The 22540-nt window shown below is 62.5% G+C and carries 19 protein-coding genes; 9 read left to right on the top strand and 10 right to left on the bottom strand.

The features are described 5' to 3' along the window. Positions 1-123: 123 nt before the first annotated feature. Positions 124-1179 (top strand): CDP-6-deoxy-delta-3,4-glucoseen reductase, encoded by a 1056-nt coding sequence (locus N4T19_RS22860; RefSeq protein WP_260719070.1) that lies wholly within the window; start codon positions 124-126, stop codon positions 1177-1179. Between the two features lie 290 nt (positions 1180-1469). Further along, positions 1470-2441: a Bug family tripartite tricarboxylate transporter substrate binding protein gene (locus N4T19_RS22855; RefSeq protein WP_116927268.1), complete on the top strand. Its 972-nt coding sequence runs from the start codon at positions 1470-1472 to the stop codon at positions 2439-2441. A 98-nt stretch (positions 2442-2539) separates the two neighbouring features. On the opposite strand, the gene folK is transcribed toward N4T19_RS22855, so the two are convergent. The 4 genes from folK to hda are packed head-to-tail and all read right to left on the bottom strand — an operon-like array spanning position 2540 to position 6120. Then, positions 2540-3091 carry a 2-amino-4-hydroxy-6-hydroxymethyldihydropteridine diphosphokinase gene (folK, locus tag N4T19_RS22850; protein ID WP_232539563.1) on the bottom strand — a complete coding sequence of 184 codons (552 nt, stop codon included), beginning with the start codon at positions 3089-3091 and terminating at the stop codon, positions 2540-2542. Next, on the bottom strand, positions 3081-4697 hold the full coding sequence (gene pcnB / locus N4T19_RS22845; protein WP_116927267.1) for a polynucleotide adenylyltransferase PcnB: 1617 nt from the start codon (positions 4695-4697) through the stop codon (positions 3081-3083). The genes folK and pcnB overlap by 11 nt, the downstream gene beginning before the upstream one ends. Beyond that, positions 4694-5392: a histidinol-phosphatase gene (locus N4T19_RS22840; RefSeq protein WP_116927266.1), complete on the bottom strand. Its 699-nt coding sequence runs from the start codon at positions 5390-5392 to the stop codon at positions 4694-4696. Before N4T19_RS22840 ends, pcnB begins: the two co-directional genes overlap by 4 nt. Positions 5393-5424: 32 nt before the next feature. Next, positions 5425-6120 carry a DnaA regulatory inactivator Hda gene (gene hda, locus N4T19_RS22835; RefSeq protein ID WP_021025545.1) on the bottom strand — a complete coding sequence of 232 codons (696 nt, stop codon included), beginning with the start codon at positions 6118-6120 and terminating at the stop codon, positions 5425-5427. Positions 6121-6530: 410 nt separating this feature from the next. Here hda and purM point away from each other — a divergent pair, with 410 nt between their 5' ends. Next, the gene (gene purM / locus N4T19_RS22830; protein ID WP_116927265.1) at positions 6531-7580 is read left to right on the top strand and encodes a phosphoribosylformylglycinamidine cyclo-ligase; all 1050 of its coding nucleotides are present in this window, start codon (positions 6531-6533) and stop codon (positions 7578-7580) included. A gap of 95 nt (positions 7581-7675) precedes the next feature. Beyond that, positions 7676-8794 carry an AI-2E family transporter gene (locus N4T19_RS22825; protein WP_116927264.1) on the top strand — a complete coding sequence of 373 codons (1119 nt, stop codon included), beginning with the start codon at positions 7676-7678 and terminating at the stop codon, positions 8792-8794. Between the two features lie 465 nt (positions 8795-9259). Here the strand turns inward: N4T19_RS22825 and ppk2 are convergent, their stop codons facing one another. The 3 genes from ppk2 to murJ all read right to left on the bottom strand — a co-directional run bounded on the left by ppk2 (position 9260) and on the right by murJ (position 12825). Further along, positions 9260-10168, bottom strand: a complete 909-nt coding sequence (ppk2, locus tag N4T19_RS22820) for a polyphosphate kinase 2 (RefSeq protein ID WP_021025542.1) — start codon at positions 10166-10168, stop codon at positions 9260-9262. 82 nt (positions 10169-10250) lie between these two features. Beyond that, entirely contained in the window at positions 10251-11099 is an 849-nt protein-coding gene (locus N4T19_RS22815) for a SirB1 family protein (protein ID WP_116927263.1), read from the bottom strand. 160 nt (positions 11100-11259) lie between these two features. Continuing rightward, entirely contained in the window at positions 11260-12825 is a 1566-nt protein-coding gene (murJ, locus tag N4T19_RS22810) for a murein biosynthesis integral membrane protein MurJ (protein ID WP_116927262.1), read from the bottom strand. A 117-nt stretch (positions 12826-12942) separates the two neighbouring features. On the opposite strand from murJ, the gene rpsT reads away from it, so the two are divergent. After that, a complete protein-coding gene (gene rpsT / locus N4T19_RS22805) occupies positions 12943-13239 on the top strand; it encodes a 30S ribosomal protein S20 (protein ID WP_021025539.1) in 297 nt (98 codons plus the stop codon). 254 nt (positions 13240-13493) lie between these two features. Here the strand turns inward: rpsT and N4T19_RS22800 are convergent, their stop codons facing one another. Next, entirely contained in the window at positions 13494-13865 is a 372-nt protein-coding gene (locus tag N4T19_RS22800; RefSeq protein WP_116927261.1) for a DUF3579 domain-containing protein, read from the bottom strand. Between the two features lie 671 nt (positions 13866-14536). Here N4T19_RS22800 and N4T19_RS22795 point away from each other — a divergent pair. Together N4T19_RS22795 and argF are read left to right on the top strand one after the other, a co-directional pair. Further along, positions 14537-15739, top strand: coding sequence for an aspartate aminotransferase family protein (locus tag N4T19_RS22795; RefSeq protein WP_182345229.1), 1203 nt, complete (start codon positions 14537-14539; stop codon positions 15737-15739). Between the two features lie 17 nt (positions 15740-15756). Next, positions 15757-16677, top strand: coding sequence for an ornithine carbamoyltransferase (gene argF / locus N4T19_RS22790; RefSeq protein WP_116927259.1), 921 nt, complete (start codon positions 15757-15759; stop codon positions 16675-16677). A 120-nt stretch (positions 16678-16797) separates the two neighbouring features. Here argF and ahpF read toward each other — a convergent pair whose 3' ends face one another. Further along, positions 16798-18369 (bottom strand): alkyl hydroperoxide reductase subunit F, encoded by a 1572-nt coding sequence (gene ahpF / locus N4T19_RS22785; RefSeq protein ID WP_260719069.1) that lies wholly within the window; start codon positions 18367-18369, stop codon positions 16798-16800. A 122-nt stretch (positions 18370-18491) separates the two neighbouring features. Next, a complete protein-coding gene (gene ahpC, locus N4T19_RS22780) occupies positions 18492-19055 on the bottom strand; it encodes an alkyl hydroperoxide reductase subunit C (RefSeq protein ID WP_021025534.1) in 564 nt (187 codons plus the stop codon). 409 nt (positions 19056-19464) lie between these two features. Between ahpC and bfr the strand changes: the two genes are divergently transcribed. After that, positions 19465-19941, top strand: coding sequence for a bacterioferritin (bfr, locus tag N4T19_RS22775; protein ID WP_116927314.1), 477 nt, complete (start codon positions 19465-19467; stop codon positions 19939-19941). Between the two features lie 435 nt (positions 19942-20376). Further along, entirely contained in the window at positions 20377-22512 is a 2136-nt protein-coding gene (locus tag N4T19_RS22770) for a TonB-dependent siderophore receptor (protein ID WP_260720331.1), read from the top strand. Positions 22513-22540 lie beyond the last annotated feature (28 nt).

Here is a 22540-nt window from a genome sequence, read left to right as displayed (position 1 = left end):
GCGGGGGCGCACACTGCAGTCTAGCGTCTCAAGCTGCTTGCAAACGGCTGCCCACCCCCCACTTATGCAAGCCCAGGCGCCGATGAGCGCCATTGTTTTGTGTCGATAAGGAATTTTGGTGCAATGAGTTCTTCGTCCAGCGCGTTTCACATCTCGGTCCTGCCCAGCGGACGCGCCTTTGCCACCCAGGCCTCGGAGGCCATCCTCACCGCTGCAATCCGCAGCGGCGTGGGCCTGCCCTATGGCTGCAAGGATGGCGCCTGCAGCTCCTGCAAATGCAAGAAGCTCAGTGGCACGGTCGTGCATGGTCCGCACAGCGAACGCGCGCTGAGCCCCCAGGAAGAGGCCGACGGCATGATCCTGCCGTGCTGCGCCGTGCCCACCAGTGATGTGGTGATCGAGTCGCGCCATGTCACCGATGAAAGCGCCTTTCCTATCAAGAAAATGCCGGTGCGCGTACAGACCATCGAGCGCCTCTCGCCCGATGTGGTCAAGCTGCGCCTGCAGCTGCCGGCCGCCGACAGCTTTCGCTACCACGCGGGCCAGTACATCGAGTTTTTGCTCGCCGGCGGTGTGCGCCGGGCGTATTCGATAGCCGTCGCGCCGCACCACCAGGAGACCGCGCCCGGCTTGGAGTTGCATATCCGCCACACGCCAGGCGGTCTTTTTACCGACCATGTGTTTGGCGCGATGAAGGAGCGCGAGATCCTGCGCATTGAAGGCCCGTTTGGCAGCTTCTATCTGCACGAGGGCGACAAGCCCATGGTCTTTCTGGCCTCGGGCACCGGCTTTGCGCCGATCAAGGCACTCGTCGAACATCTGCAGCACCACGACATCCAGCGCCCGGTGGTGGTGTACTGGGGCGGCCGGCGCCCGCAAGACCTGTACATGCACGACTGGATGCTGGAGCGCAGCGCTGAGATGCCCCAGCTGCGCTATGTGCCGGTGGTCTCCAACGCCCTGGCTGAAGACGGCTGGCAAGGCCGCAGCGGCTTTGTGCACCAGGCGGTGCTCGATGATTTTGCCGATCTGTCGGGCCACGAGGTCTATGCCTGCGGCGCGCCGATCGTGGTGGATTCGGCCCGTGCCAGCTTTACCAGCCAGCGCGGCCTGCCCGAAGACGCTTTCTTTGCCGATGCCTTTGTGACCGAAGCGGACAAGCAAAACCAGATCGTCTGAACAGCTGCGCCGCACAATGCCTGACATGGCGCAATCGCGCCCCTGTCCGACTGCCGCGTCACAGCAGCTACACGGCACAGCCGCTACACTAGAAAGTTTGGAGCCGCGAACACATCCCTTGGTGGGTGGTTGCCCCGTCTTGGCCTACCTTTGTACGGCCCAGGGCTGGGTGCCCAGCCTCCAACGCAAACCTTTGGTTGACTGGGCTGTGCTGGCGGCACTCAGGGGGTAGTACCTGCACACCGCAGGCGCTGCGTCGTTATTCACTCTCCTCAAGAAGACACACAAGCATGCAACGCAGAAATATCCTGTTATCCACCGTTTTGGCTGCCACCGCCTTTGCAGCACCGGCCGCATTTGCGGCCGATCCGGTGATCCGCCTGGTCGTGCCCTACGCGCCCGGTGGCCCACTGGATGTCACCTCGCGCATTCTGGCCGAACGTGTCCGCGACCAGCTGGGCACCGTGGTGATCGACAACAAGGCAGGCGCTGGCGGCAACATCGGTGCCGACATCGTCGCCAAGGCCGCGCCAGACGGCCTGACCATCGGCCTGTCGGCCACCGCCACGCACGCGGTCAATCCCTGGCTCTACACCAAGATGCCTTTCAACGCCGCCACGGACTTCAGCGCCATCACCCAGATGGTGCGTGTGCCCAATGTGCTGGTGATGAACACCGAGCGCGCCAAGTCGCTGCACATCAGCAATGTGCAGGACCTGATCGCCTACGCCAAGAAAAACCCGGGCAAGCTCAATTTCGGCAGCGGCGGCAACGGCAGCTCCGGCCACCTGGCCGGCGAGATGATGAAGCGCCAGGCCGGCATTTTTGCCGTGCACGTGCCCTACCGTGGTGCCAATCCGGCCCAGCTCGCGCTGCTGTCGGGCGAGGTGGATTTCAACATCGACAACCTGGCGGCCGCCTCGGCCAACATCCACAGCGGCAAGCTCACGGCTCTGGCTGTCACCAGCCTGCATGCCAGCCCCATGCTGCCAGGCGTGCCACCGCTGGCCGACACGCTCAAGGGTTTCGAGATCGACACCTGGTGGGGCCTGGTGGCACCGGCCAACACCCCGCCTGATGTGATCAACCGCCTCAACAAGGCCTTCACCGATGCGCTGAAGGACCCGAGCACCAAGACCCGCTTTGCCAGCCTGATGGCCGAGCCCGTGCCCACCACGCCGGCCGAGTTTGACAAGTTCATGGCCTCCGAGCGCAACAAGTACGAATCGGTGGTCAAACTCTCTGGCGCCAAGGTCGACTAAGCGCCGCGCTGCGCATCCCTAGCGCCCAGCAAAAAGCCCCGCCAGCGAAGCTGCTGCGGGGCTTTGTTCTTGTGGGGTGGAGTCTCTTTCTCGCTCGCTCAGCGCCACCAGTCCGGCCCCTGGCTGCGCTGCACGCCCTGCGCCAAAAGCGGCTGCAACTGCGCATCGCTGACCCAGGCCGGCTGCAGCTCTTGCAGCGGCGCCAGCACAAAGGCCCGTTGCCACATGCGCGGATGGGGCAGCTCCAGATCGGGCATCGCGATCGAGGTGTCGATGTCCGCATACAGCAGCACATCCAGGTCCAGGGTACGCGGGGCATTGCGGTAGGGGCGCTCGCGGCCGGCGGCCAGCTCCAGCTGCTGGAGCAGCAGCAAAAGCTGGTGCGCTGACAGCGCTGTGCGCAGCTCTGCGACCGCGTTCAGGTAATCGGGCCCTGAGGAATCCACTGGCCGGCTGGCATAGAGCGACGAGACCGCCTGCACCGCCACGCCCGTGCTGCGGGCCAACTGCTGCAAGGCCTGCGCCATCGCAGCACCCCGGTCGCCCAAATTGGCACCCAGGCCTATCCAGGCGCGCAAGGTCTGCCCGGCGGGCGGTGCGGCATCACCATTGGCCAGGCGCTCGGCCTGGCCCGGCACGTCAGTCACCATGGCCGGCGGCATCGGCGCCGTTGCCGCCAGCTGCAGCAGCGCCGGCGTCCGCGCCACCGGGTTTGCGGCGGCGGCGGCGGCGCTTTTTGGCTGGCGCATCGGCGCTGCCTGCGCTGTCGCTGTCCATGGCCTGCTGGGCCACCTGGTCCAGGCTGGAATCCTCTTGCGCCTCAGAGGCCGCAGTCGGCTTTCTCGGTGCACGCTTGGGTTTGGCCGCGCCCGTCTTGGGCTTGGCGCGCTGCTCTTCGCGCACCTGGGCGATCAGGTCTTCGCGGCGGGCCTCATCGGCCTGCTGGAACTCCTGCCACCAGTTGGCCAGCGCTTCGTCGACCTCGCTGACATCGGCGCGCAAACGCAGAAAATCGAAGCCGGCACGGAAACGCGCCTGCGCAATCATGCCAAACGGCGTGCTGCCGGTGCGCTTTTCAAAGCGCGGCTGCATCACCCAGATCTCACGCATGTCGGCGGCGAGCTTGCCCCGGCCGGAGACATCGCCAATGCGGTGGTGGAAGACATCGTCGATCGCATCCTGCAGCGCAGGGTGCGGGTGCTCGCCCTTGAGCATGCGCTTGTCCCAGCCGGCCTTGACGTCCTGCCACAGCACGCAGGCGAGCAGGAAGCTCGGCGCCACGCTCTTGCCTTCGGCCACGCGGCGGTCGGTGTCCATCAGCGCGGCCTGCACGAAAGGCAGGTCGGCGCGGTCCACCACGACATCCAAGAGCGGGTAGATGCCCTTGGCCAGGCCCAGCAGGCGCAGCTGCTCGATCGAGGCCAGCGAATGGCCCGTCTGCAACAGCTTGAGCATCTCGTCAAACATGCGGCTTTGCGGCACTTCCTGCAGCAGCTGCGCGCATTCGACCAGCGGCTTGGCGGTCTTGGGGTCGAGCGTGAAGCCCTTCTTGCTGAGCTTGGCGGCAAAGCGCACGGCGCGGATGATGCGCACCGGGTCTTCGCGGTAGCGGGTGGCCGGGTCGCCAATCATGCGCAGCACATGCTTTTGCGAGTCGCGGATGCCCTTGTGGTAGTCCACCACGATCTGGGTCTGCGGGTCGTAGTACATGGCGTTGACGGTGAAGTCGCGCCGCGCCGCATCCTCGTTCTGGGGGCCCCAGACGTTATCGCGCAGCACGCGGCCGCTTTCGTCGACCGCCAGCTTCATGCCGGCCAGCGCCGCCTTGCTGGTTTTCTCATTGCCCTGCACCTGCTCGGCCTTGGAGCTGTCCAGAAAGGCGCGGAAGGTGGTCACTTCGATGACCTCGTTCTCGCGGCCACGGCCATAGACCACGTGCACGATGCGAAAACGCCGGCCGATGATGAAGGCGCGGCGAAACAGGCTCTTGACCTGCTCGGGCGTGGCATTGGTCGCCACGTCAAAATCCTTGGGGCGCAGGCCCAGCACCAGATCGCGCACCGCGCCGCCGACGATATAGGCCTCAAAGCCCGCTTCCTTCAAGGTGCTGCACACGTCCAGCGCCCGGCGGTCCACCAGCTTGGGATCGATGTTGTGCACATCAACGCCCACTTCCTCGCGCTTGCCAAAGGGGTTCTTGGTCTTGCTGGCGGCCGTTGCCTTGCCCAGCAATTTATCGATGATGGTCTTGATCATGCGTGAGGCTCCAGCAGGTCCAGGATGCGCCAGCCGCGTTCGGCGGCGAGTTGGCGCAGGCGCGCGTCGGGGTTGGTCGCCACGGCAGTATCCACCTTTTCCAACAGCGGCACGTCGTTCATCGAGTCGCTGTAGAAGATGCTGTCTACGCTGTCCCAGCTCAGGCCGCGCTCGGCCATCCAGGCTTCCATGCGGGTGACCTTGCCGGCGCGCATCGTCGGCACACCGTCGATCTCGCCGGTGATCCAGCCAGAAGCGTCGCGCGCCAGGTTGACGGCCAGCAGGTGGTCGACGCCCAAGGCCTTGGCAATCGGGCGGGTCACGAATTCATTGGTGGCGGTGACGATCACGAGGGTGTCGCCCGCATCGCGGTGCTGCTGCAGCAGCGCCAGCGCTGCCGGCTGGATATGCGGCGTGATCACTTCCTGCATGAAGGCGCGGTGCGCTTCATCGGCGGCCTCAGGGCCGAGCTTGCGAATGGCCTCGGTGGCAAAACGCACATAGGCATGGATATCGAGCGTGCCTTTTTGGTAATCGGCAAAAAAGGCCGCATTGCGGCTGCCAAACTCCTGCTTGTCGCACCAGCCCTTGCGCAAGGTGAACTCCCCCCATTCGTAATCCGAATCGAGCGGCAGCAAAGTGTGGTCCAGGTCAAAAAGCGCAAGCCTTGTGCTTGTGCCAGCAGAGTTATTCATTCAAAAAATCTCGGTTGTAGCTGCAAGACCATTTACTCCGTCTCCAGCATGTCCTTGAGCAAGGGGATCGTCAGGCCCCGTTTGTTGCGCAAGGCAAAATTGTCCAGGTGGTCCAACAGTTGCATCAGGCTGCCCAAATCGCGTGAGAAGCGTTTGAGCATGTAATCCATCACATCGTCGGTCAATACCAGGCCACGTCGTTTGGCTTCATCCTTGAGCACATCCCTGCGCTGCGCTTCGCTCAGCAGGTGCAGCTGGTAGATCTCGCCCCAGCCCAGCCGGGTGCGCAAGTCGTCACGCAGTTTCAGGTCGGACGGCGGGACATCGCCAGCGGCCAGCACCCAACGCCGCGCACCGGTGGCCGGGCTGGTAGCGTTGACGAACCAGTTGAAGGCCGCCGCCTGCTGCACCGGGTTGTAGAACTGCACCTCGTCGAGGATCACGGCCGACCAGCGCTCGTTGAAGGCGCTGGGAAAGCGGGTGCTCGCATCGAGCCAGCCCACCGGCGCGCCCTGCTCACGCAAGGCTTCGGCCACCGCGCGCAACACATAGGTCTTGCCGCAGCCCATCTCGCCCCACAGGTAAGTGGGCACCGTTGAGCGCGGCGCGTCCCAGGCTTCATTGACCTGGGCATGCAAATGCGCAAGCGCTGCCTGGTTGGAGCCCGCAAAAAACCGGTTCAGGCTTGGCGCTGGCGCCAAACCCAGATCCAATGCCATTTGCTTCATGCGCCAACTCCTATCCGCGCCCAAGCCCGCCGTGCAACATGCACTGCGTTGTGGGTCATCAGATAAAAGGAAATCTCACGCATGGCTGCGTTCAATGAAAGAAAGCGTTCAGTGTGGTTGGCGCGATGCGCGCCAACTTGGGGCGCCCCTGCTCGGTTATGCAGTGGCCAGGGCCCTACATGCAAACCCGTTGATTTTAGTCGGTAGTCACGGCTGTGTGACACAAAAGGCCCCTCTGCCCCATTTATGCATGAAATCGGCCACAAAGCAGGCCGCCCCTGCGCGCTTTGGCGGTAACAGTGCACACCGGACGGGCATTCTGCCCCCTCGGGTATGGCTTGCGACATAAAATCGGCGTTTCTGGCCCCCGTTGGGTCAGCTTGTCAGCTTTATTGCCTTTGTAGTCCCTCATGAGCTCTTCCAATTCCTCCACCCCCCTTTCGTACAAAGACGCTGGCGTTGATATTGACGCTGGCGACGCGCTGGTCGAGCGCATCAAGCCCCTGGCCAAGAAAACCATGCGCGAAGGCGTGATGGCGGGTATCGGTGGTTTTGGCGCGCTGTTTGAAGTGCCCAAGCGCTACAAGGAGCCGGTGCTGGTGTCCGGCACCGACGGCGTGGGCACCAAGCTGCGCCTGGCCTTTGAATGGAATATGCATGACACCGTGGGCATCGACCTGGTGGCCATGAGCGTCAACGACGTGCTGGTGCAAGGCGCCGAGCCCCTGTTCTTCCTCGACTACTTTGCCTGCGGCAAGCTCGATGTGGACACGGCAGCGGCCGTGGTGGGCGGTATCGCCAAGGGCTGCGAGCTGTCGGGCTGCGCGCTGATCGGTGGTGAAACCGCCGAGATGCCCGGCATGTACCCGGACGGCGAATACGACCTGGCCGGTTTTGCCGTCGGCGCGGTCGAGAAAAGCAAGATCCTGACCGGCCAGAATGTGCAAGCCGGCGACGTGGTGCTGGGCCTGGCCTCGCATGGCGTGCATTCGAACGGCTTCTCGCTGGTGCGCAAGTGCATCGAGCGCGCACAAAGCCAAGGCGGCCTGCCCGAGACGCTCGACGGCAAGCCCTTCAAGAACGCCATCATGGAGCCCACGCGCCTCTACGTGCTCAATGTGCTCAAGGTGCTGGCCGCGCAGCCCATCAAGGCGCTGGCGCACATCACCGGCGGCGGCCTGCTGGAGAACATTCCCCGCGTGCTGCCCGAAGGCCTGGGCGCGCAGCTGGTCAAGGGCAGCTGGCCCCAGACCGAGCTGTTTGCCTGGCTGCAAAAGACCGCCGGCATCGATGACATCGAGATGAACCGTACCTTCAACAACGGCATCGGCATGGTGGTGGTCGTTCCCGCAGAAAGCGAGCAGGCCGTCAAGGACGCCTTCTCCGCCCTTGGTGAACAAGTGTGGACGATTGGCAGCATCGGCCCCCGTGGCGCTGAGGCTGCGGTCACGGTGCGCTAAGCTTCCCCGGCAGGGCAGGCGCACCAAGCCGTCTGCCCTGCGCGCAGCAAGGGCCAGATTCTGGCCTTCCGACTCGCTCAGATGGATGGCCTACCATGCAACCGGATTCCGCAAAGTCCCCGTCCAACAGCCCCGCACCCGGCCAGCCGGCCAGCGGCGCTGGGGACCAGCCGCATGTTTGGCGGCCGCCTCCTGCGCATTGGGGCGTCAGGGTGGCCTCCTATGTGCTGATGGCTGCGGCCTTGCTGCTGATCATGCTCAATGGCCTGCTCGTGGGCCTCTTGGCCGCCTGCGCCGGCTACACCTTCACCTTGTTTCTGGTGCACAAGATCCGAGAGTTGAGCCGCCTGCCCACCTCGCTGAACACGCCCCCTCCCCTGTGGATGGAATACCTGGCGGTCACCATCGTGCTGGTGGTGCCGGTGGTGCTGGTCACGCTGGGCCTGATCCACTCCCAAGGCTATCTGCTCAACGCACCGCAGCAGTACCGCGAGATGCTGGTCTCGATGGCCAAGACCTTGCTGGACCTGCGCAGCAAGCTGCCGCCCGAGCTGGCCAATGTGCTGCCCGATGGGGTACAGGACCTGCAGCAGCGCGCTGCCGAATACCTGGGCACCAAGGCAGGTGCCATTGCCAATATGGGCCGGCTCTGGCTCACCGGCCTGCTCTATGTGTTTGTGGGCCTGTTGATTGGCGCGCTGGCCGCCGTGCGCCACAGCCGCCATTCCCACGCGCCACTGGCCTACCAGCTGCAGCTGCGCGTGCAGCGCTTTGGCGATGCATTCCGCCAGATTGTCGCAGCCCAGTTCTGGATCGCCCTCTTCAACACGGTGCTGACCGCCATCTTCCTGCTGGGCATTCTGCCGCTGATCAATATGCGCCTGCCCTATAGCGGCGCGCTCATCATGCTGACCTTTTTTGGTGGCCTGATCCCCATCGTCGGCAACTTGGTCTGCAATGCCGTCATCACCACCGTGGGCCTGTCAGTCTCGCCGCTGACCGCCGTCGCCTGCCTGGCTTTCCTGGTGCTGATCCACAAGGCCGAGTACCTGATCAATGCCAAGGTCGTCGGCGCCAAGACGCATATGGGCGTCTGGGAGTTGCTGTCGGTGATGTTTGTTGCCGAGGCCATTTTTGGCCCTGCCGGGCTCGTGGCGGCGCCACTCTTTTACGCCTATCTGAAAAAAGAGCTGTTTGCGGCGCGGCTGATCTAACACCCGCCTCTGTGGCGTTGCACCTTTGAACGGGGTGCGGATGCCTACCCACGCTCTCTTCGCCACAAGCACCGCGCCGGGCACCTTCAAGCCCCCCATGCGCAAGAGATGCTGCTGGACGACGGTATCTCCTCAACACGGCTTCGCCGCCTGCAGGCGCCCCCCATGTGACCAGCAGCTGGATCGGCCAACTTTCCCTACGGCCATGCCGTCGATAACCGATGGGCGCTCTGCCAGTATCGGCACAACACAGGCGTAAAAAAACCTCGGTGATAAAACCGAGGCTCTTTGTGTTGAATGATCCGAAATCTTAATTAGAGCCGTAACACAACCCTTGATACGTCGTTGCCTCGCCGGCCGCGCCCTGCCTTGTCGTACTACTGTACTGCCTGCGGCAGGACGCCTAGTCGGGGACGCCTAGTCTCAACCGCAAACCTTCGGTTTGCTGGGTCGTGTTGCCGGCTCTTAATAGACTTCCGGAACATACATGGAAGCGGGCACGGGCAGGCGGCTGTAGTCCGGATGGCGGATCCGGTCGGGCAGCACGACATTCTCATGGTCCACATCGGTGTAGGGCACCTGGGCCAGGAAGTGCGCGATGCAGTTGAGGCGCGCTTTTTTCTTGTCATCGGCATGCACCAGCCACCAGGGTGCCTCAGGAATGTGGGTGCGCTCCAGCATCACTTCCTTGGCCTTGGTGTATTCCTCCCAGCGGACGCGGCTTTGCAGGTCCATCGGCGAGAGCTTCCACTGCTTGAGCGGGTCATGGATACGCCCCAGGAAGCGCAGGTGCTGCTCTTCGTCACTGATCGAGAACCAGTATTTGACCAGCAAGATCCCCGAGCGCACGAGCATCTTCTCAAACTCAGGCACGGTGCGGAAGAACTCTTCGTACTGGTCATTGGTGCAAAAGCCCATGACCTTTTCGACACCAGCGCGGTTGTACCAGCTGCGGTCAAACAGCACGATCTCGCCAGCGGCGGGCAGGTGTGCCACATAGCGCTGGAAGTACCACTGCGTGCGCTCGCGGTCGTTGGGGGCCGGCAAGGCTGCCACGCGCACCACGCGGGGGTTGAGGCGCTGGGTGATGCGCTTGATCACACCGCCCTTGCCTGCGGCATCGCGCCCCTCGAACAGCACCACCACCTTCTGGCCGGTGTGCTGCACCCAATCCTGCAGCTTGACCAGCTCGCCCTGCAGCCTCAAGAGCTCGCGGAAGTACTGGTAGTCATGCTCCGTCATCCCTGCGGCGAACGGCGCGCCCAGCATTCCGTCTTCCATCTCGAGCTCCAGAGACTCGTCGTAATCATCCATCACATCACGCGCAATCTTGTGCATGACGTCTTCTGGTGAAATTCCCAATCGATCTTTCATAGTGGCGCATCCCTAGTGCCGCTATCTTGCCGAAATTGTGTGACGACAGAATGACAAAGAAATGTCAAAACTACGTCATACGTTACATTCGTTGCAAATCTAGCAAAGCCGCACGTATATAGGCCGCATCTTCTGGATTGCCGGTCTGGTTCAGGTAGGTTTGCAGATCTTCCCGGGCCCGGTCATGCACGCCCAGCTCTGCATAAGCCAGGCCCCGGTCGCGCAACTCCGTCCATTCGCTGGGCAGCAGCACCAGCAACCGGTTTTGCACCTCAATGAGCTTGGCCCAGTTCTTGTCGCTGCGGTAGACCTCCTTGAGGTTGGAGAGCATGCGCGCAATGATGTCGCGCGGGGTGGCGGCCTGCAAATACAGGCCCAGTGGCACATCGTCTTCATCGACGCGGTGAAACGCCTTTTGCATGGGCTCGAGCATCTCGGCGAGCATATTGCTGGAAAACGACTGGCCCGACAGCGGGTCCAGGACGATCTGCCCTTCTGCCACGCTCACCTTGAGCAGAAAATGGCCGGGAAAGCAGATGCCATGCGCGGGCAGCTGCAAAGCGGTGGCCAGCTCCAGCCAGATGACCGCCAGCGACACCGGAATGCCGCGCCGGCGGTGCAGCACGGCATTGAGGCAGCTGTTGTCGAGCGCATAGAAGTCATTGGGATTGCCTTGAAAACCCCAATCGGCATAAAAGCGGTGGTTGAGCGCCTTGAGCCGCGTCAGCGCACTGCGGCTGCTGGCATCGCGGCTCTCCATCAGCTGGCCCAGCAGCTTGTCGACCTCGTGCAGCACCTGCTGGGTGTCCAACTGCGGGTATTCGATGCAGGCCACGGCAGCGGCCGCTTCCAGCAGCGGAAAACCATCGTCACTGCTGACCAGCGATTCGAAATGCTCCAACGGTGTGGGGATAGAAAAGCGGAAGTCCATACACATCCCAACTACAGCGCCTTCGCATACATCGCTGGCACTCTCGGGCGCTGCCAGTGCCATGGTTTCCATGTATACCACCAGATGGGCTGGCCAGCAGGGTCTGCGTGATGGAAATCACGCAAAAGCCGCATATTCCCTAATAGAGGGAACTATTCTGTCAGCGGCGCAACATAGCGCGCAGCTTCAGGCCGGACAAGGCCAGCACGCCAAAGTACAGCAGCACGGCCCCCAGCATCCACAGCGCCAGCAGGCCCACGCGCTCGAGGCGTTGCGCGCCCAGCGCGACCCAATCGGTCATCTGCGCGCCCCAGGCCAGAAAGATGGCCAGCAGCGCGACGGCCAGCGACACCCGGGCCAGAAAGATCCACCAGCCCGGCCGGGGTTGGAAGCTGCCACGCCGGATCAAGCCCACCAGCAGCCACAGCGCATTGACCACCGCACCCAGGCCGATCGACAAGGCCAGCCCGGTATGGGCCATCGTAGGCACCAGCACCAGATTCAACAGTTGCGTCAGCACCAGCACACAGATGGCAATCTTCACCGGCGTGCGGATGTCCTGGCTGGCATAGAAGCCAGGCGCCAGCACCTTGATGGCCACCATGGCCAATAGGCCCACGCCATAGCCTTGCAGCGCCAGCGCAATCTGGCTCACGTCCGAGCCCTTGAGCGCGCCGTAGTGGAACAGCACAGCCACCAGGGGCTTGGCAAAGACCAGCAGGCCGGCGGCACAAGGGGCGGCCAGCAGCACCACAATGCGCAGGCCCCAGTCGAGCATGGCGCCGTAGCGCTCATCATCACCGGCCGCCTTGGCCGATGACAGCTGCGGCGTCAGCACCACCCCCAGCGCCACGCCCAGCAACGCGGTGGGGAACTCCATCAGGCGGTCAGCGTAGAACAGCCAGGTGACGCTGCCCGGCGCCAGGTAGGAGGCAATCTGGGTGTTGATCATCAAAGAGATCTGGGCCACGCCCACGCCCAGCAGGGCGGGTGCCATCAGCGACAGGATGCGGCGCACGCCGGCATCGGACCAGGCCTGCCTGATGACCGAGGGCCGGCACGAAATACGCGGCAGCATGCCGATGCGGCGCAGCGCAGGAAACTGCACGACCAGCTGCAGCACGCCGCCGGCCATCACGCCAACGGCCATGCCATAGATGGGCTCCAGACCATGGCTGCGCATCCAGGGCGTCAGCGCCAACGCCGCCACAATCATGCTGACATTGAGCAGCACCGGCGTGAAGGCCGGCACGATAAAGCGCTTCCAGGTATTGAGCACGCCCGCGGCCAGCGCCACCAGGGACATGAAGCCGATATACGGAAACATCCAGCGCGTCATCAGCACGGCAGCGTCATAGCTGTGCGGGTTCTGGCGCAGGCCACTGGCCAGCAGCCAGACCAACGCGGGCGCGGCCACCACCCCGATGACGCAGGTCAGCGCCAAGATCCAGAACAGCACCGTGGCCACGCTGTGCACCAAGTCACGTGTGCGCTCCTCGCCTTCCTTGGTCAGGGTGGTGGCCAACACCGGCACAAAGGCCTGGCTGAAGGCCCCTTCTGCAAACAGGCGCCTGAACAGGTTGGGAATGCGAAAGGCAACGTTGAACGCGTCGGTCAGTGCGCTGGCACCAAACATGGTGGCCATCAGCAGATCGCGGGCAAGCCCTGTGATACGCGAGAGCAGCGTAAACAGGGAGACGGTGGAGGCGGCTTTGAACAGTGACACCCGGGCAGTGTAGCCGCGCCGCTGGCGGGAAATTGGCGGCAATCTGGATTTCTGAGTAAACAGCGGCTATAATGCCCGATTCACTGAAAACATCCGCAGACTCAAAGGACACTCATCATGGCATCTAAGCCAGTCAAAAAGAACCCCCGTTTGGCATCCGGCCGCAAGCGCGCCCGCCAAACCATCAAGCTGAACGCCGCCAACACCTCGCTGCGTTCCAAGTACCGTACCGCTATCAAGAACGTGGAAAAGGCTGTTGCCGCTGGCGACAAGACCAAGGCCACCGAACTGTTTGCCAAGGCGCAATCCGTGCTGGACACGATCGCCGACAAGGGCATCTTCCACAAGAACAAGGCTGCTCGCGATAAGAGCCGCATTGCTGCCAAGGTCAAGGCCCTGGCACTGGCCGCCTAAGCCCATTAGGCAATCGCACGGGCAGGATCCCCTGCCCGCCGTTTGTAACGGGTGCGCTCTCAGTGAACTAAAAAGCCGTCGCAAGACGGCTTTTTTCGTTGTACCTGCCGTTTCTTTGCAGCGCCGGGTAAGAAGGGCCACCCTGCGCCCAGCCCAGCAGACTAGGCGCCCATGCATAGCGCCCATGGGGCAGCCGATGCACCGCTGGCACGCGCACCAAGCCAAATACTGGCCCGCAAAAAAGGCCTGAAAACTCAGGCCTTGGTGGTGGTGTTGCCGGTGCTGCCGGCCGGACTGGCGGGGCCGCCAGTGTGGCCTGGCGCCTCCGGAATCAGGCAGGCATCGGTGGTCTGCAGGCCATTGTCGCGCGCAAAGTTCATCACAAAGTCCCAGGCCATCGGCTCGTGCACCTGCAACTCCCGCTTGACGATCACGCATTTGGCGCCATTCATCGTCGTGGGAACACACCAGGGCGAATAGCCCAGATGACCACCACGGCGCATGCCGCCGGGACGAAACTGGCTCATCACCCCCGCCAGACGCTCCGCCCAGTCACTGGGGCGAAAGGTCTTGCCATTCTGGGTCAGGCCCAGAATGAAAACTTCTTGAGATGTGGGAGAAACCATGGGATGGAAGCCTCTGATAGACGCCTGAGCACAGGATCACTGCCTCAGGCCAAACCCGTATTTTAACTCTTATATAAGAGATACGCACGCGCAAGGCATAAGTTCAAAACATCATCAAATGCAAGAAGTGCATAACTTTGCGCAGCATGCCAGGGCCGCCGCAGCGGATATGCCCAAGCCATAGAACCTGTTCAAAGTCTCCTCGCGCCGCGACAGTGTCTTTGCGGGATGGGATGCGAGGGGGGCGCCCAGCCGCGCAATACCGCAGCAATAGCCCAGCTATTGCGAGGATTTGCAACAACGCAGACCGCCCCTGCCCGGGCGGCCGCAAAGCCACTGTCCCTACGGGTTGGAGTGAAATCGGGCGATTTCTGCGCGCTGGCCCTTGCTTGCACCCCGGTGCAAGCTGCGGACCAGCCCTTCGAACTCATCCCGGTTGCACTCCAACGCGGCTGCGTAGAGACTTTGACCAGGTTCTTAGCGCTGCGTAGTCTAGCCTGCCGAGATTGGGCCTCGCCCGCGCTCTGGCTCCACTGCGATTCTGTGATGCGCATTCTTCACTAGTCTGTCGCTACGCAGCCCCTAGAATGGGACTTCCGCTGGTGCCATGCCATAGGGGCGTGGGGCCATGGCGGATTTTTTGATTCTGTTTCTTTTTTCCGGAGATTTCCATGCAAGACACCGTCAAGCCTTCTGAGCCCCATGTGATGACTACCTATGGCCGCGTGCCGGTCGCACTGGAGCGAGGCCAGGGCGTGCGTGTGTGGGATGTCAACGGCAAGGAATACCTCGATGCGCTGGGCGGCATCGCCGTCAACACGCTGGGCCACAACCACGGCAAGCTGGTCGCCGCGCTGCACGACCAGATGACCAAGTTGATCCACACCAGCAACTACTACTATGTGCCCGGCCAGGAAAAGCTCGCAGCCCTGCTGGTCGAACGCTCGAAGATGACCAATGTCTTTTTCTGCTCCACCGGTCTGGAAGCGAACGAGGCATCGATCAAGATCGCGCGCAAGTACGGCGTGGACAAGGGCATCGAAAAGCCGGTGATCGTCGTGTTCGACCATGCCTTCCATGGCCGCTCGATTGCCACGATGAGCGCTACTGCCAACCCCAAGGTTCGCAACGGCTTTGGCCCGCTGCTCGACGGTTTTCTGCGCGTGCCGGCCAATGACTTCGTCGCGCTGCAGGAAGCGACCGAAGGCAACTCCAATATTGTCGGCGTGATGATGGAGCCCATCCAGGGCGAAGGCGGCCTGCACCCAATGCGCGCCGACTTCATGAAGCAAGTGCGTGCGCTGTGCGACGCCAAGGACTGGCTGTTCATTGTCGATGAAATCCAGGCCGGCATGGGCCGCACCGGCAAGTGGTTTGCCCACCAGTGGGCCGGCATCGTGCCCGATGTGATGTCGCTGGCCAAGGGCCTGGGCTCGGGCGTGCCAGTCGGCGCGGTCGTCGCCGGCCCCAAGGCGGCCAAGGTGCTGCAGCCAGGCAACCACGGCACCACCTTTGGCGGCAACCCGCTGGCCATGCGCGCCGGTGTGGAAACCATTGCCATCATGGAAGAAGAAGGCCTGCTGGCCAATGCCACCAAGGTGGGCGACTACCTCCAGGCCGCGCTGAACGAGGCGCTGGCGGGCACGCCCGGCTTTGTCGAAGTGCGCGGCCAGGGCCTGATGATCGGCGTGGAGCTGAACAAGCCTTGCGGCGAGCTGATCACGCGCGGCGTGCAAGAAGCCGGCCTGCTGTTCAGCGTGACCGCCGACACCGTGATCCGCATCGTGCCACCGCTGATCCTGACCGAAGCCGAGGCCGATGAGATCGTCGCCAAGCTCGTACCGCTGGTCAAATCCTTCCTGGCAGGCCAATAAGGCCAGAAGAGAACGCAATGAAACACTATCTGCAATTCCAGGATTTCACGGCTGACGAATACGAATACCTGCTCAAGCGCGCGGCGCTGATCAAGCAGAAGTTCAAGGGCTATGTGACCCACCACACCCTGGCCGACCGCACCTTGGCGATGATCTTCGAGAAGGCCAGCACGCGCACGCGCGTGAGCTTTGAGGCCGGCATGTACCAGCTGGGCGGCTCGGTGGTGCACCTGACCACCGGCGACAGCCAGCTGGGCCGCGCCGAGCCCATCGAGGACAGCGCGCGCGTGATCAGCCGCATGACCGATCTGGTGATGATCCGCACCTTCGGCCAGGACAAGATCGAGCGCTTTGCAGCGCACTCGCGCGTGCCGGTCATCAATGGCCTGACCAACGAGTTCCATCCCTGCCAGATCCTCGCTGACATCTTCACCTTTATCGAGCACCGCGGCTCGATCCAGGGCAAGACGGTCGCCTGGGTGGGTGATGGCAACAACATGGCCAACACCTGGCTGCAGGCAGCCAACCTGCTGGGCTTCAAGGTCCATGTCAGCACGCCCAGCGGCTACGGCATCGACGAGCAACTGGCCTTCAGCGGCCGCGCCTACGACAAGGGCTGCTACCAGCTGTTCAGCGACCCGCAAGAGGCCTGCAAGGGCGCGGACCTGGTCACCACCGATGTGTGGACCAGCATGGGCTATGAAGAGGAAAACGAAAAGCGCAAGAAGGCCTTTGCCGACTGGTGCGTGGACCTCGACATGATGGCCGTGGCCAAGAAGGACGCCCTCTTCATGCACTGCCTGCCCGCCCACCGGGGCGAAGAGGTGCAGGCCGAGGTCATCGACGGCCCGCAGTCGGTCGTCTGGGACGAGGCCGAAAACCGCATGCATGTGCAAAAGGCGTTGATGGAGTACCTCCTCATCGGCAAGCAGGGTTAAACCGCCACGCCACCGCTAGCCCTGCTTGGACTGGCTGAGCCACCTCGGCCCCTCTAGATGTAGCAATGCCCCGAACCTTGTGGTTTCGGGGCATTGTTATTTCAGCGCTGATCCGGCAGATCAGGCAGCCGGAGCCGTGGTGCGGATCAGGTGGTCAAACGCGCTCAGTGCGGCAGTCGCACCGGCACCTGCGGCGATGACGATCTGCTTGTACGGCACATTGGTGCAGTCACCAGCGGCAAACACGCCGGGCAGGTTGGTGTGGCCCTTGGCGTCGATCTCGATCTCGCCAAACGGGGTCAGCTGCACGGTATCCTTGAGCCAGCCGGTGTTGGGCAGCAGGCCGATCTGCACAAAGATGCCTTCGAGCGCGACGGTCTTGATCTCGTCGTTCGTGCGGTCCTTGTAGGTCAGGCCCGTCACCTTCTTGCCGTCACCGTTCACTTCGGTGGTCTGCGCATTCAGGATGACCGTCACATTGGGCAGGCTGCGCAGCTTGCGCTGCAGCACGGCATCGGCCTTCAGCTCGGCGGCAAACTCCAGCAAGGTCACGTGCTGGACCACACCGGCCAGGTCAATGGCCGCCTCGACACCGGAGTTGCCGCCACCGATCACCGCCACGGGCTTGCCCTTGAAGAGCGGGCCATCGCAGTGCGGGCAGTAGGTCACGCCCTTGGTGCGGTAGGTATCCTCACCGGGCACATTCATGTTGCGCCAGCGCGCGCCGGTCGACAGGATCACCGTGCGGGCCTTGAGCTTGGCACCCGACTCGGTCTCGATCTCGATCATGCCACCTTCCTGCGCTGCGGGCGTCAGGGACTTGGCAGTCTGCAGATTCATGATGTCGACTTCGTAGTCGCGGATATGGCTCTCCATCGCGGCCGCAAACTTGGGGCCATCGGTCTTGCTCACGGAGATGAAGTTCTCGATATCCACGGTGTCGAGCACCTGGCCGCCCAGACGCTCGGCGGCAATGCCGGTACGGATGCCCTTGCGTGCCGCATAAATCGCAGCGGCCGCGCCAGCGGGGCCACCGCCGACGATCAGCACATCAAAGGCGTCCTTGGCCGAAATCTTTTGCGCTTCGCGGGCTGCCGCGCCGGTATCGACCTTGGCAACGATCTCGGCGAGCTCCATGCGGCCCTGGCCAAAACGCTGGCCGTTGACGAACACGGTGGGCACGCCCATGATTTCGCGCTCTTGCACTTCCTTTTGGAACAGGCCGCCATCGATCGCGGTGTGCGTGATCTTGGGGTTGAGCACGGACATCAGGTTCAGCGCCTGCACGACGTCCGGGCAGTTGTGGCAGGACAGCGAGTAGAAGGTCTCGAAGTGCAGCGGTGTGTCGATGTTCTTGACCTGCTCGAGCAGCTCAGCGGACTCCTTCGAGGGGTGGCCGCCCACTTGCAGCAGCGCCAGCACCAGCGAGGTGAATTCATGGCCCAGCGGCACACCGGCGAAACGCACGCCGACATCGGTGCCCGGGTTGGTGATCAGGAAAGACGGCTTGCGCACATCGGCCGCATTGTCTTCGACCACCGTGATCTTGTCGTTCAGTTCTTTGATATCGGCCAGCAGCTGGCGCACTTCTTTCGACTTGTCACCGTCATCCAGGGTCGCCACCAGCTCGACGGGCTTGGTCAAGCGCTCCAGGTAGGCTTTCAGTTGGGCTTTCATGGTGTTGTCGAGCATGGGACTTCCTTCAAACTTCTCGTGGCCCGCCTTGGGGCGTTGCAGCACTTTTCAAAAAACAAAGCCCGGGCGCCAGGCACCCGGGCGTCTACTACGTTGGAATTGCAGCAGTGATTAACAGCTTAGATCTTGCCAACCAGGTCCAGCGATGGAGCCAGGGTCTTTTCGCCTTCTTGCCACTTGGCAGGGCAGACTTCACCGGGGTGCGATGCCACGTACTGGGCAGCCTTGATCTTGCGCAGCAGGTCTTCTGCATTGCGGCCGATGCCTTCAGCGGTGATTTCCATCGCCTGGATCACGCCTTCTGGATCAACGATGAAGGTGGCACGGTCTGCCAGGCCTTGGCCTTCGCGCAGGCAGTCGAAGTTCTGGCTGATTTGCCAGGTTGGGTCACCCAGCATGGTGTACTTGATCTTGGCGATGGTGTCCGAGGTGTCGTGCCAGGCCTTGTGCACGAAATGGGTGTCGGTCGAGACGGAATAGACTTCCACGCCCAGCTTTTGCAGCTCAGCGTAGTGGTCGGCCACATCGCCCAGTTCGGTGGGGCAGACAAAGGTGAAGTCAGCAGGGTAGAAGAAGAACACAGCCCACTTGCCCAGGACGTCTTTTTCGGTCACTTCGATGAACTTGCCATCCTTGAATGCTTGCGTCGCGAAAGGCTTGATCTTGCTGTTGAGTACGGACATGGTGGTTTCCTTCTGTTGAGTAAAAAACGATTGACAGGAGTCAGTGTAGAAAGATCTTCATAATTGAGCAATTCAATTAATACAATCATTTAGATTTAAACAAGCTATTATTCAAGCACTGACCCAAGGCAGATAGCTATATGCGGGCTGGTGCCTATTTTGCAAGCCTGCGCAGTGCAGCACGCCTTGTTCGCTGCAACTTAGCACAGCGCCATGACAGCGCAGTTGCGCTGCAGCAAGCCGCATCATGCAAGCAAGGGACGGGCTGCGTCAAATGAGAACACGACTCAGCCTTACACGCAGCCAGAGCAAAAGCACGGGGGATAAGCACCGCGGGGTTTGGTTGCTTGACCTTTCGCAAGGACAATAGCCCCAACACCCGTTAATGACACAAGAGAAGGAGCCCACCATGAAAGGCGATCCCAAAGCCATCGGTTTTCTGCAAGCGCAGCTGAAAAACGAACTCACCGCGATCAACCAGTATTTTCTGCATTACCGCATGTACAAGCACTGGGGTCTGGACAAGCTGGCCAAGAAGGAATACGAGGAATCCATTGGCGAGATGAAGCATGCCGACTGGCTGATGGACCGCATCTTCATGCTCGACGGCCTGCCCAACCTGCAGGACCTGGGCAAGCTGCAGATCGGTGAAGACGTGCCGGAGGCACTGGCCTGTGACCTGCGCCTGGAGCAAGCCGCCCAAGCCACCATCAAGGATGGCATCGCCCACTGCGAAAGCGTGCGTGACTATGTCTCGCGCGACCTGCTGCAAAAGATCCTGGACGACACCGAAGAGCACATCGATTTTCTCGAAACCCAGCTGGACCTGATCGACAAGGTCGGCATCCAGAATTACCTGCAGTCCATCATGGGCGAGGTCGAATAAGCCCCGCCTCCAGCAACGCCACGCAAAAAGGACCTTCGGGTCCTTTTTGTTGTATCTGCCGCACAAACCTGCTTGCATTGATGGTTAAACAATAATCATTCAAAACTTCTATTACACTGCGCGTTCATCTTTCTTCGCACGCCAGCATCGTTTGTTTACCGATGCCAGCCAGCGCACCGGGTCACCCCACACTGCCATGCTGCGTGCACGACTATCCCTTCGCCTCGCGGTCTACAGGCCGCAGTTGGACGCCTTGGATGCCAGCACCTGCATCCACAGCGCAGCCTCCCTGCATGGCAGCGGTCAGGCCCGGTAAAGCTCAAGTGCTGACCCTTTCAGCGCGCCGTTTTCCGCGTTCAACACCCGATTACCATGTCTGACACCGCTATCCCAACAGCCGCGCCACGTGCGCTGCACACCGCTTTACACACGGCCATGTGGGCTGCCCTGGCCTGCTGGGGCGGCAACGCATTGGCACAAAGCACGCAACCGGTAACTGCTACGCCGGCAGAAACCACGCTCGCCCCCATCACCGTGCAAGGCGAGAGCCAATCCGAGACAGCCACCGGCCCGGTCAAAGGCTTTGTCGCCAAACGCGCCATCTCGGCCACCAAGACCGACACCCCGCTGATCGAGACCCCGCAAGCGATCAGCGTGGTGACGCGCGACCAGTTTGAAGCCCAGGGCGTGACGACCCTGCGCGAGACCACACGCTATGCAGCGGGCATCAACTCCAGCTATTTCGACAACCGCGTCGACAGCTTCAAGGCGCGCGGCGGCGATGTCAGCCAGTACCAGGATGGCCTGCTGCGCACCTATGGCACCTACAACAACATCAAGGTCGAACCCTATACCTTGGAGCGGGTCGAGTTTCTGCGCGGCCCCTCTTCGGTGCTGTATGGCCAGGGCAGCGTCGGCGGCGTGCTCAACCTGACCAGCAAACGCCCGCTGGACCAGCCCCAGCGCGAGCTGCAGGTTCAGCTGGGCAGCCACAGCCGCAAGCAGATTGCCAGCGATATCACCGGCCCCATCGACGACGACGGGCGCTGGCTCTACCGCCTAGTGGCGGTGGGCCGTGACAGCAACACCCAGGTCGACCATGTCAAGGACGACCGCCTGGTCATTGCGCCGTCGCTCACTTTCAAGCCCTTTGCCGGCACCTCGCTGACCTTGCAGGCCATGTACCACAAGGACAAGAGTGGCTCGATCACCCAGTTCTTCCCCTGGCAAGGCACGCGCCTGTCCAGCCCCTACGGCCAGATTCCGACCAACACCTTCATCAGCGAGCCCAACTTTGACAAGTACGATTCCGAGAACAAGTCCTTTGGCTACCTGTTCAGCCACCAGCTGAACGACAGCTGGACCCTGCGCCAGAACCTGCGCCGCACCACCAGCGAGGTGGACTACCGCACGCTCTACACCAGCTTTGCCGCCAACGCCGCAGCGGGCCGCCCTGCCCGGCCGGTGTTCGATCCCGATGGCCGCACCGTGCAGCGCGATGCCGTCTGGCAGGTCAATGGCGGCCGCATGCTGCTGGTCGATACCCAGCTCGAAGGCAAGCTGCAGACCGGTGATGTGCAGCACACGCTGCTGGCCGGTATGGACTGGCAGCGCAATACCACCAGCCAGGCGAGCTGGCGCGCGCTGGGCACACCGCTCGATGTCTACAACCCGGTCTACGGCTCGTTCACGCCGCCCACGGCATCGCAATTGGTGCAGGCGCCCAATGTGTCGCAGCGCCAGCTGGGCTTTTACCTGCAGGACCAGCTGCGCTGGGGCGACTGGAGCGCCACGGCGGGCCTGCGCCGCGACCATGCCAAGACCGAGACCGAAGGCCGGCCCGCAGCCGCTGCCGACGATTCGGCCTGGACCAAGCGCGTAGGCTTGACCTACCAGGCCGGCGGCGGCTGGGCGCCTTATGTCAGCTATACCGAGTCCTTCCAGCCACTGGGCGGCGTGGACTTTTACGGCACGCCCTACAAACCGCAGCGCGGCAAGCAGGTCGAAGCCGGTGTGAAGTGGATTCCCGAAGGCCGGGGCATCTCGGGCTATGCGGCTGTCTACAGCCTGCGCGAGCAAAACCGCAAGACCAATGACCCGGCCAACCCGCTCAACAGCCTGCAGCTGGGTGAAGTCAAGACCCAGGGCTTTGAAGCCGAGATGACCGCCAGCCTGGCCAAAAGCTGGGACTGGACCGTCGCCTATGCCTATACCGACGCCAAGATCAGCCGCAGCAATGCGGGCGACCAGGGCCAGCGCGTGGCTGCCGTCTCGCGCCACATGGCATCGAGCTGGCTGATGCACCGCTTTGCCAGCCAGGGGCGCGGCGGCTGGAGTGTGGGCGCGGGCATGCGCTACACCGGCTCGCAGTGGTCGGGCACCAGCGCCATCGACACGCCCTCCTCGCTGCTGACCGATGCGATGGTGGCTTATGACAGCGGTGACTGGCGCCTGGCCTTCCATGCCAACAACCTGACTGACAAGGTCGTGATCACACAGTGCCTCTCACGCGGCGACTGCTTCTACGGCGAGCGCCGCAACTTCCTGCTGACTGCGACCTACCGCTACTGATCACCACCGATCACCCTGGATCGCGGGC

Origin of the sequence: Comamonas squillarum (assembly GCF_025309455.1) — a bacterium.
GTDB classification, from domain to species: Bacteria; Pseudomonadota; Gammaproteobacteria; order Burkholderiales; family Burkholderiaceae_C; genus Comamonas; species Comamonas squillarum.
The sequence above is the reverse complement of the archived record's forward strand: the minus strand, read 5'-3'. Positions and strand labels throughout refer to the sequence as shown.

Excerpts from the sequence above, each read along its gene's own strand:
- N4T19_RS22825 (WP_116927264.1), top strand. The coding sequence starts at position 7,676 with ATGCAACCGGATTCCGCAAAGTCCCCGTCCAACAGCCCCGCACCCGGC.
- N4T19_RS22860 (WP_260719070.1), top strand. The coding sequence starts at position 124 with ATGAGTTCTTCGTCCAGCGCGTTTCACATCTCGGTCCTGCCCAGCGGA.
- bfr (WP_116927314.1), top strand. The coding sequence starts at position 19,465 with ATGAAAGGCGATCCCAAAGCCATCGGTTTTCTGCAAGCGCAGCTGAAA.
- purM (WP_116927265.1), top strand. The coding sequence starts at position 6,531 with ATGAGCTCTTCCAATTCCTCCACCCCCCTTTCGTACAAAGACGCTGGC.
- N4T19_RS22855 (WP_116927268.1), top strand. The coding sequence starts at position 1,470 with ATGCAACGCAGAAATATCCTGTTATCCACCGTTTTGGCTGCCACCGCC.
- folK (WP_232539563.1), bottom strand. The coding sequence starts at position 3,091 with ATGGTGACTGACGTGCCGGGCCAGGCCGAGCGCCTGGCCAATGGTGAT.
- ahpC (WP_021025534.1), bottom strand. The coding sequence starts at position 19,055 with ATGTCCGTACTCAACAGCAAGATCAAGCCTTTCGCGACGCAAGCATTC.
- N4T19_RS22795 (WP_182345229.1), top strand. The coding sequence starts at position 14,537 with ATGCAAGACACCGTCAAGCCTTCTGAGCCCCATGTGATGACTACCTAT.
- rpsT (WP_021025539.1), top strand. The coding sequence starts at position 12,943 with ATGGCATCTAAGCCAGTCAAAAAGAACCCCCGTTTGGCATCCGGCCGC.
- N4T19_RS22770 (WP_260720331.1), top strand. The coding sequence starts at position 20,377 with ATGTGGGCTGCCCTGGCCTGCTGGGGCGGCAACGCATTGGCACAAAGC.
- N4T19_RS22815 (WP_116927263.1), bottom strand. The coding sequence starts at position 11,099 with ATGGACTTCCGCTTTTCTATCCCCACACCGTTGGAGCATTTCGAATCG.
- argF (WP_116927259.1), top strand. The coding sequence starts at position 15,757 with ATGAAACACTATCTGCAATTCCAGGATTTCACGGCTGACGAATACGAA.
- N4T19_RS22800 (WP_116927261.1), bottom strand. The coding sequence starts at position 13,865 with ATGGTTTCTCCCACATCTCAAGAAGTTTTCATTCTGGGCCTGACCCAG.
- ppk2 (WP_021025542.1), bottom strand. The coding sequence starts at position 10,168 with ATGAAAGATCGATTGGGAATTTCACCAGAAGACGTCATGCACAAGATT.
- N4T19_RS22840 (WP_116927266.1), bottom strand. The coding sequence starts at position 5,392 with ATGAATAACTCTGCTGGCACAAGCACAAGGCTTGCGCTTTTTGACCTG.
- hda (WP_021025545.1), bottom strand. The coding sequence starts at position 6,120 with ATGAAGCAAATGGCATTGGATCTGGGTTTGGCGCCAGCGCCAAGCCTG.
- pcnB (WP_116927267.1), bottom strand. The coding sequence starts at position 4,697 with ATGATCAAGACCATCATCGATAAATTGCTGGGCAAGGCAACGGCCGCC.
- ahpF (WP_260719069.1), bottom strand. The coding sequence starts at position 18,369 with ATGCTCGACAACACCATGAAAGCCCAACTGAAAGCCTACCTGGAGCGC.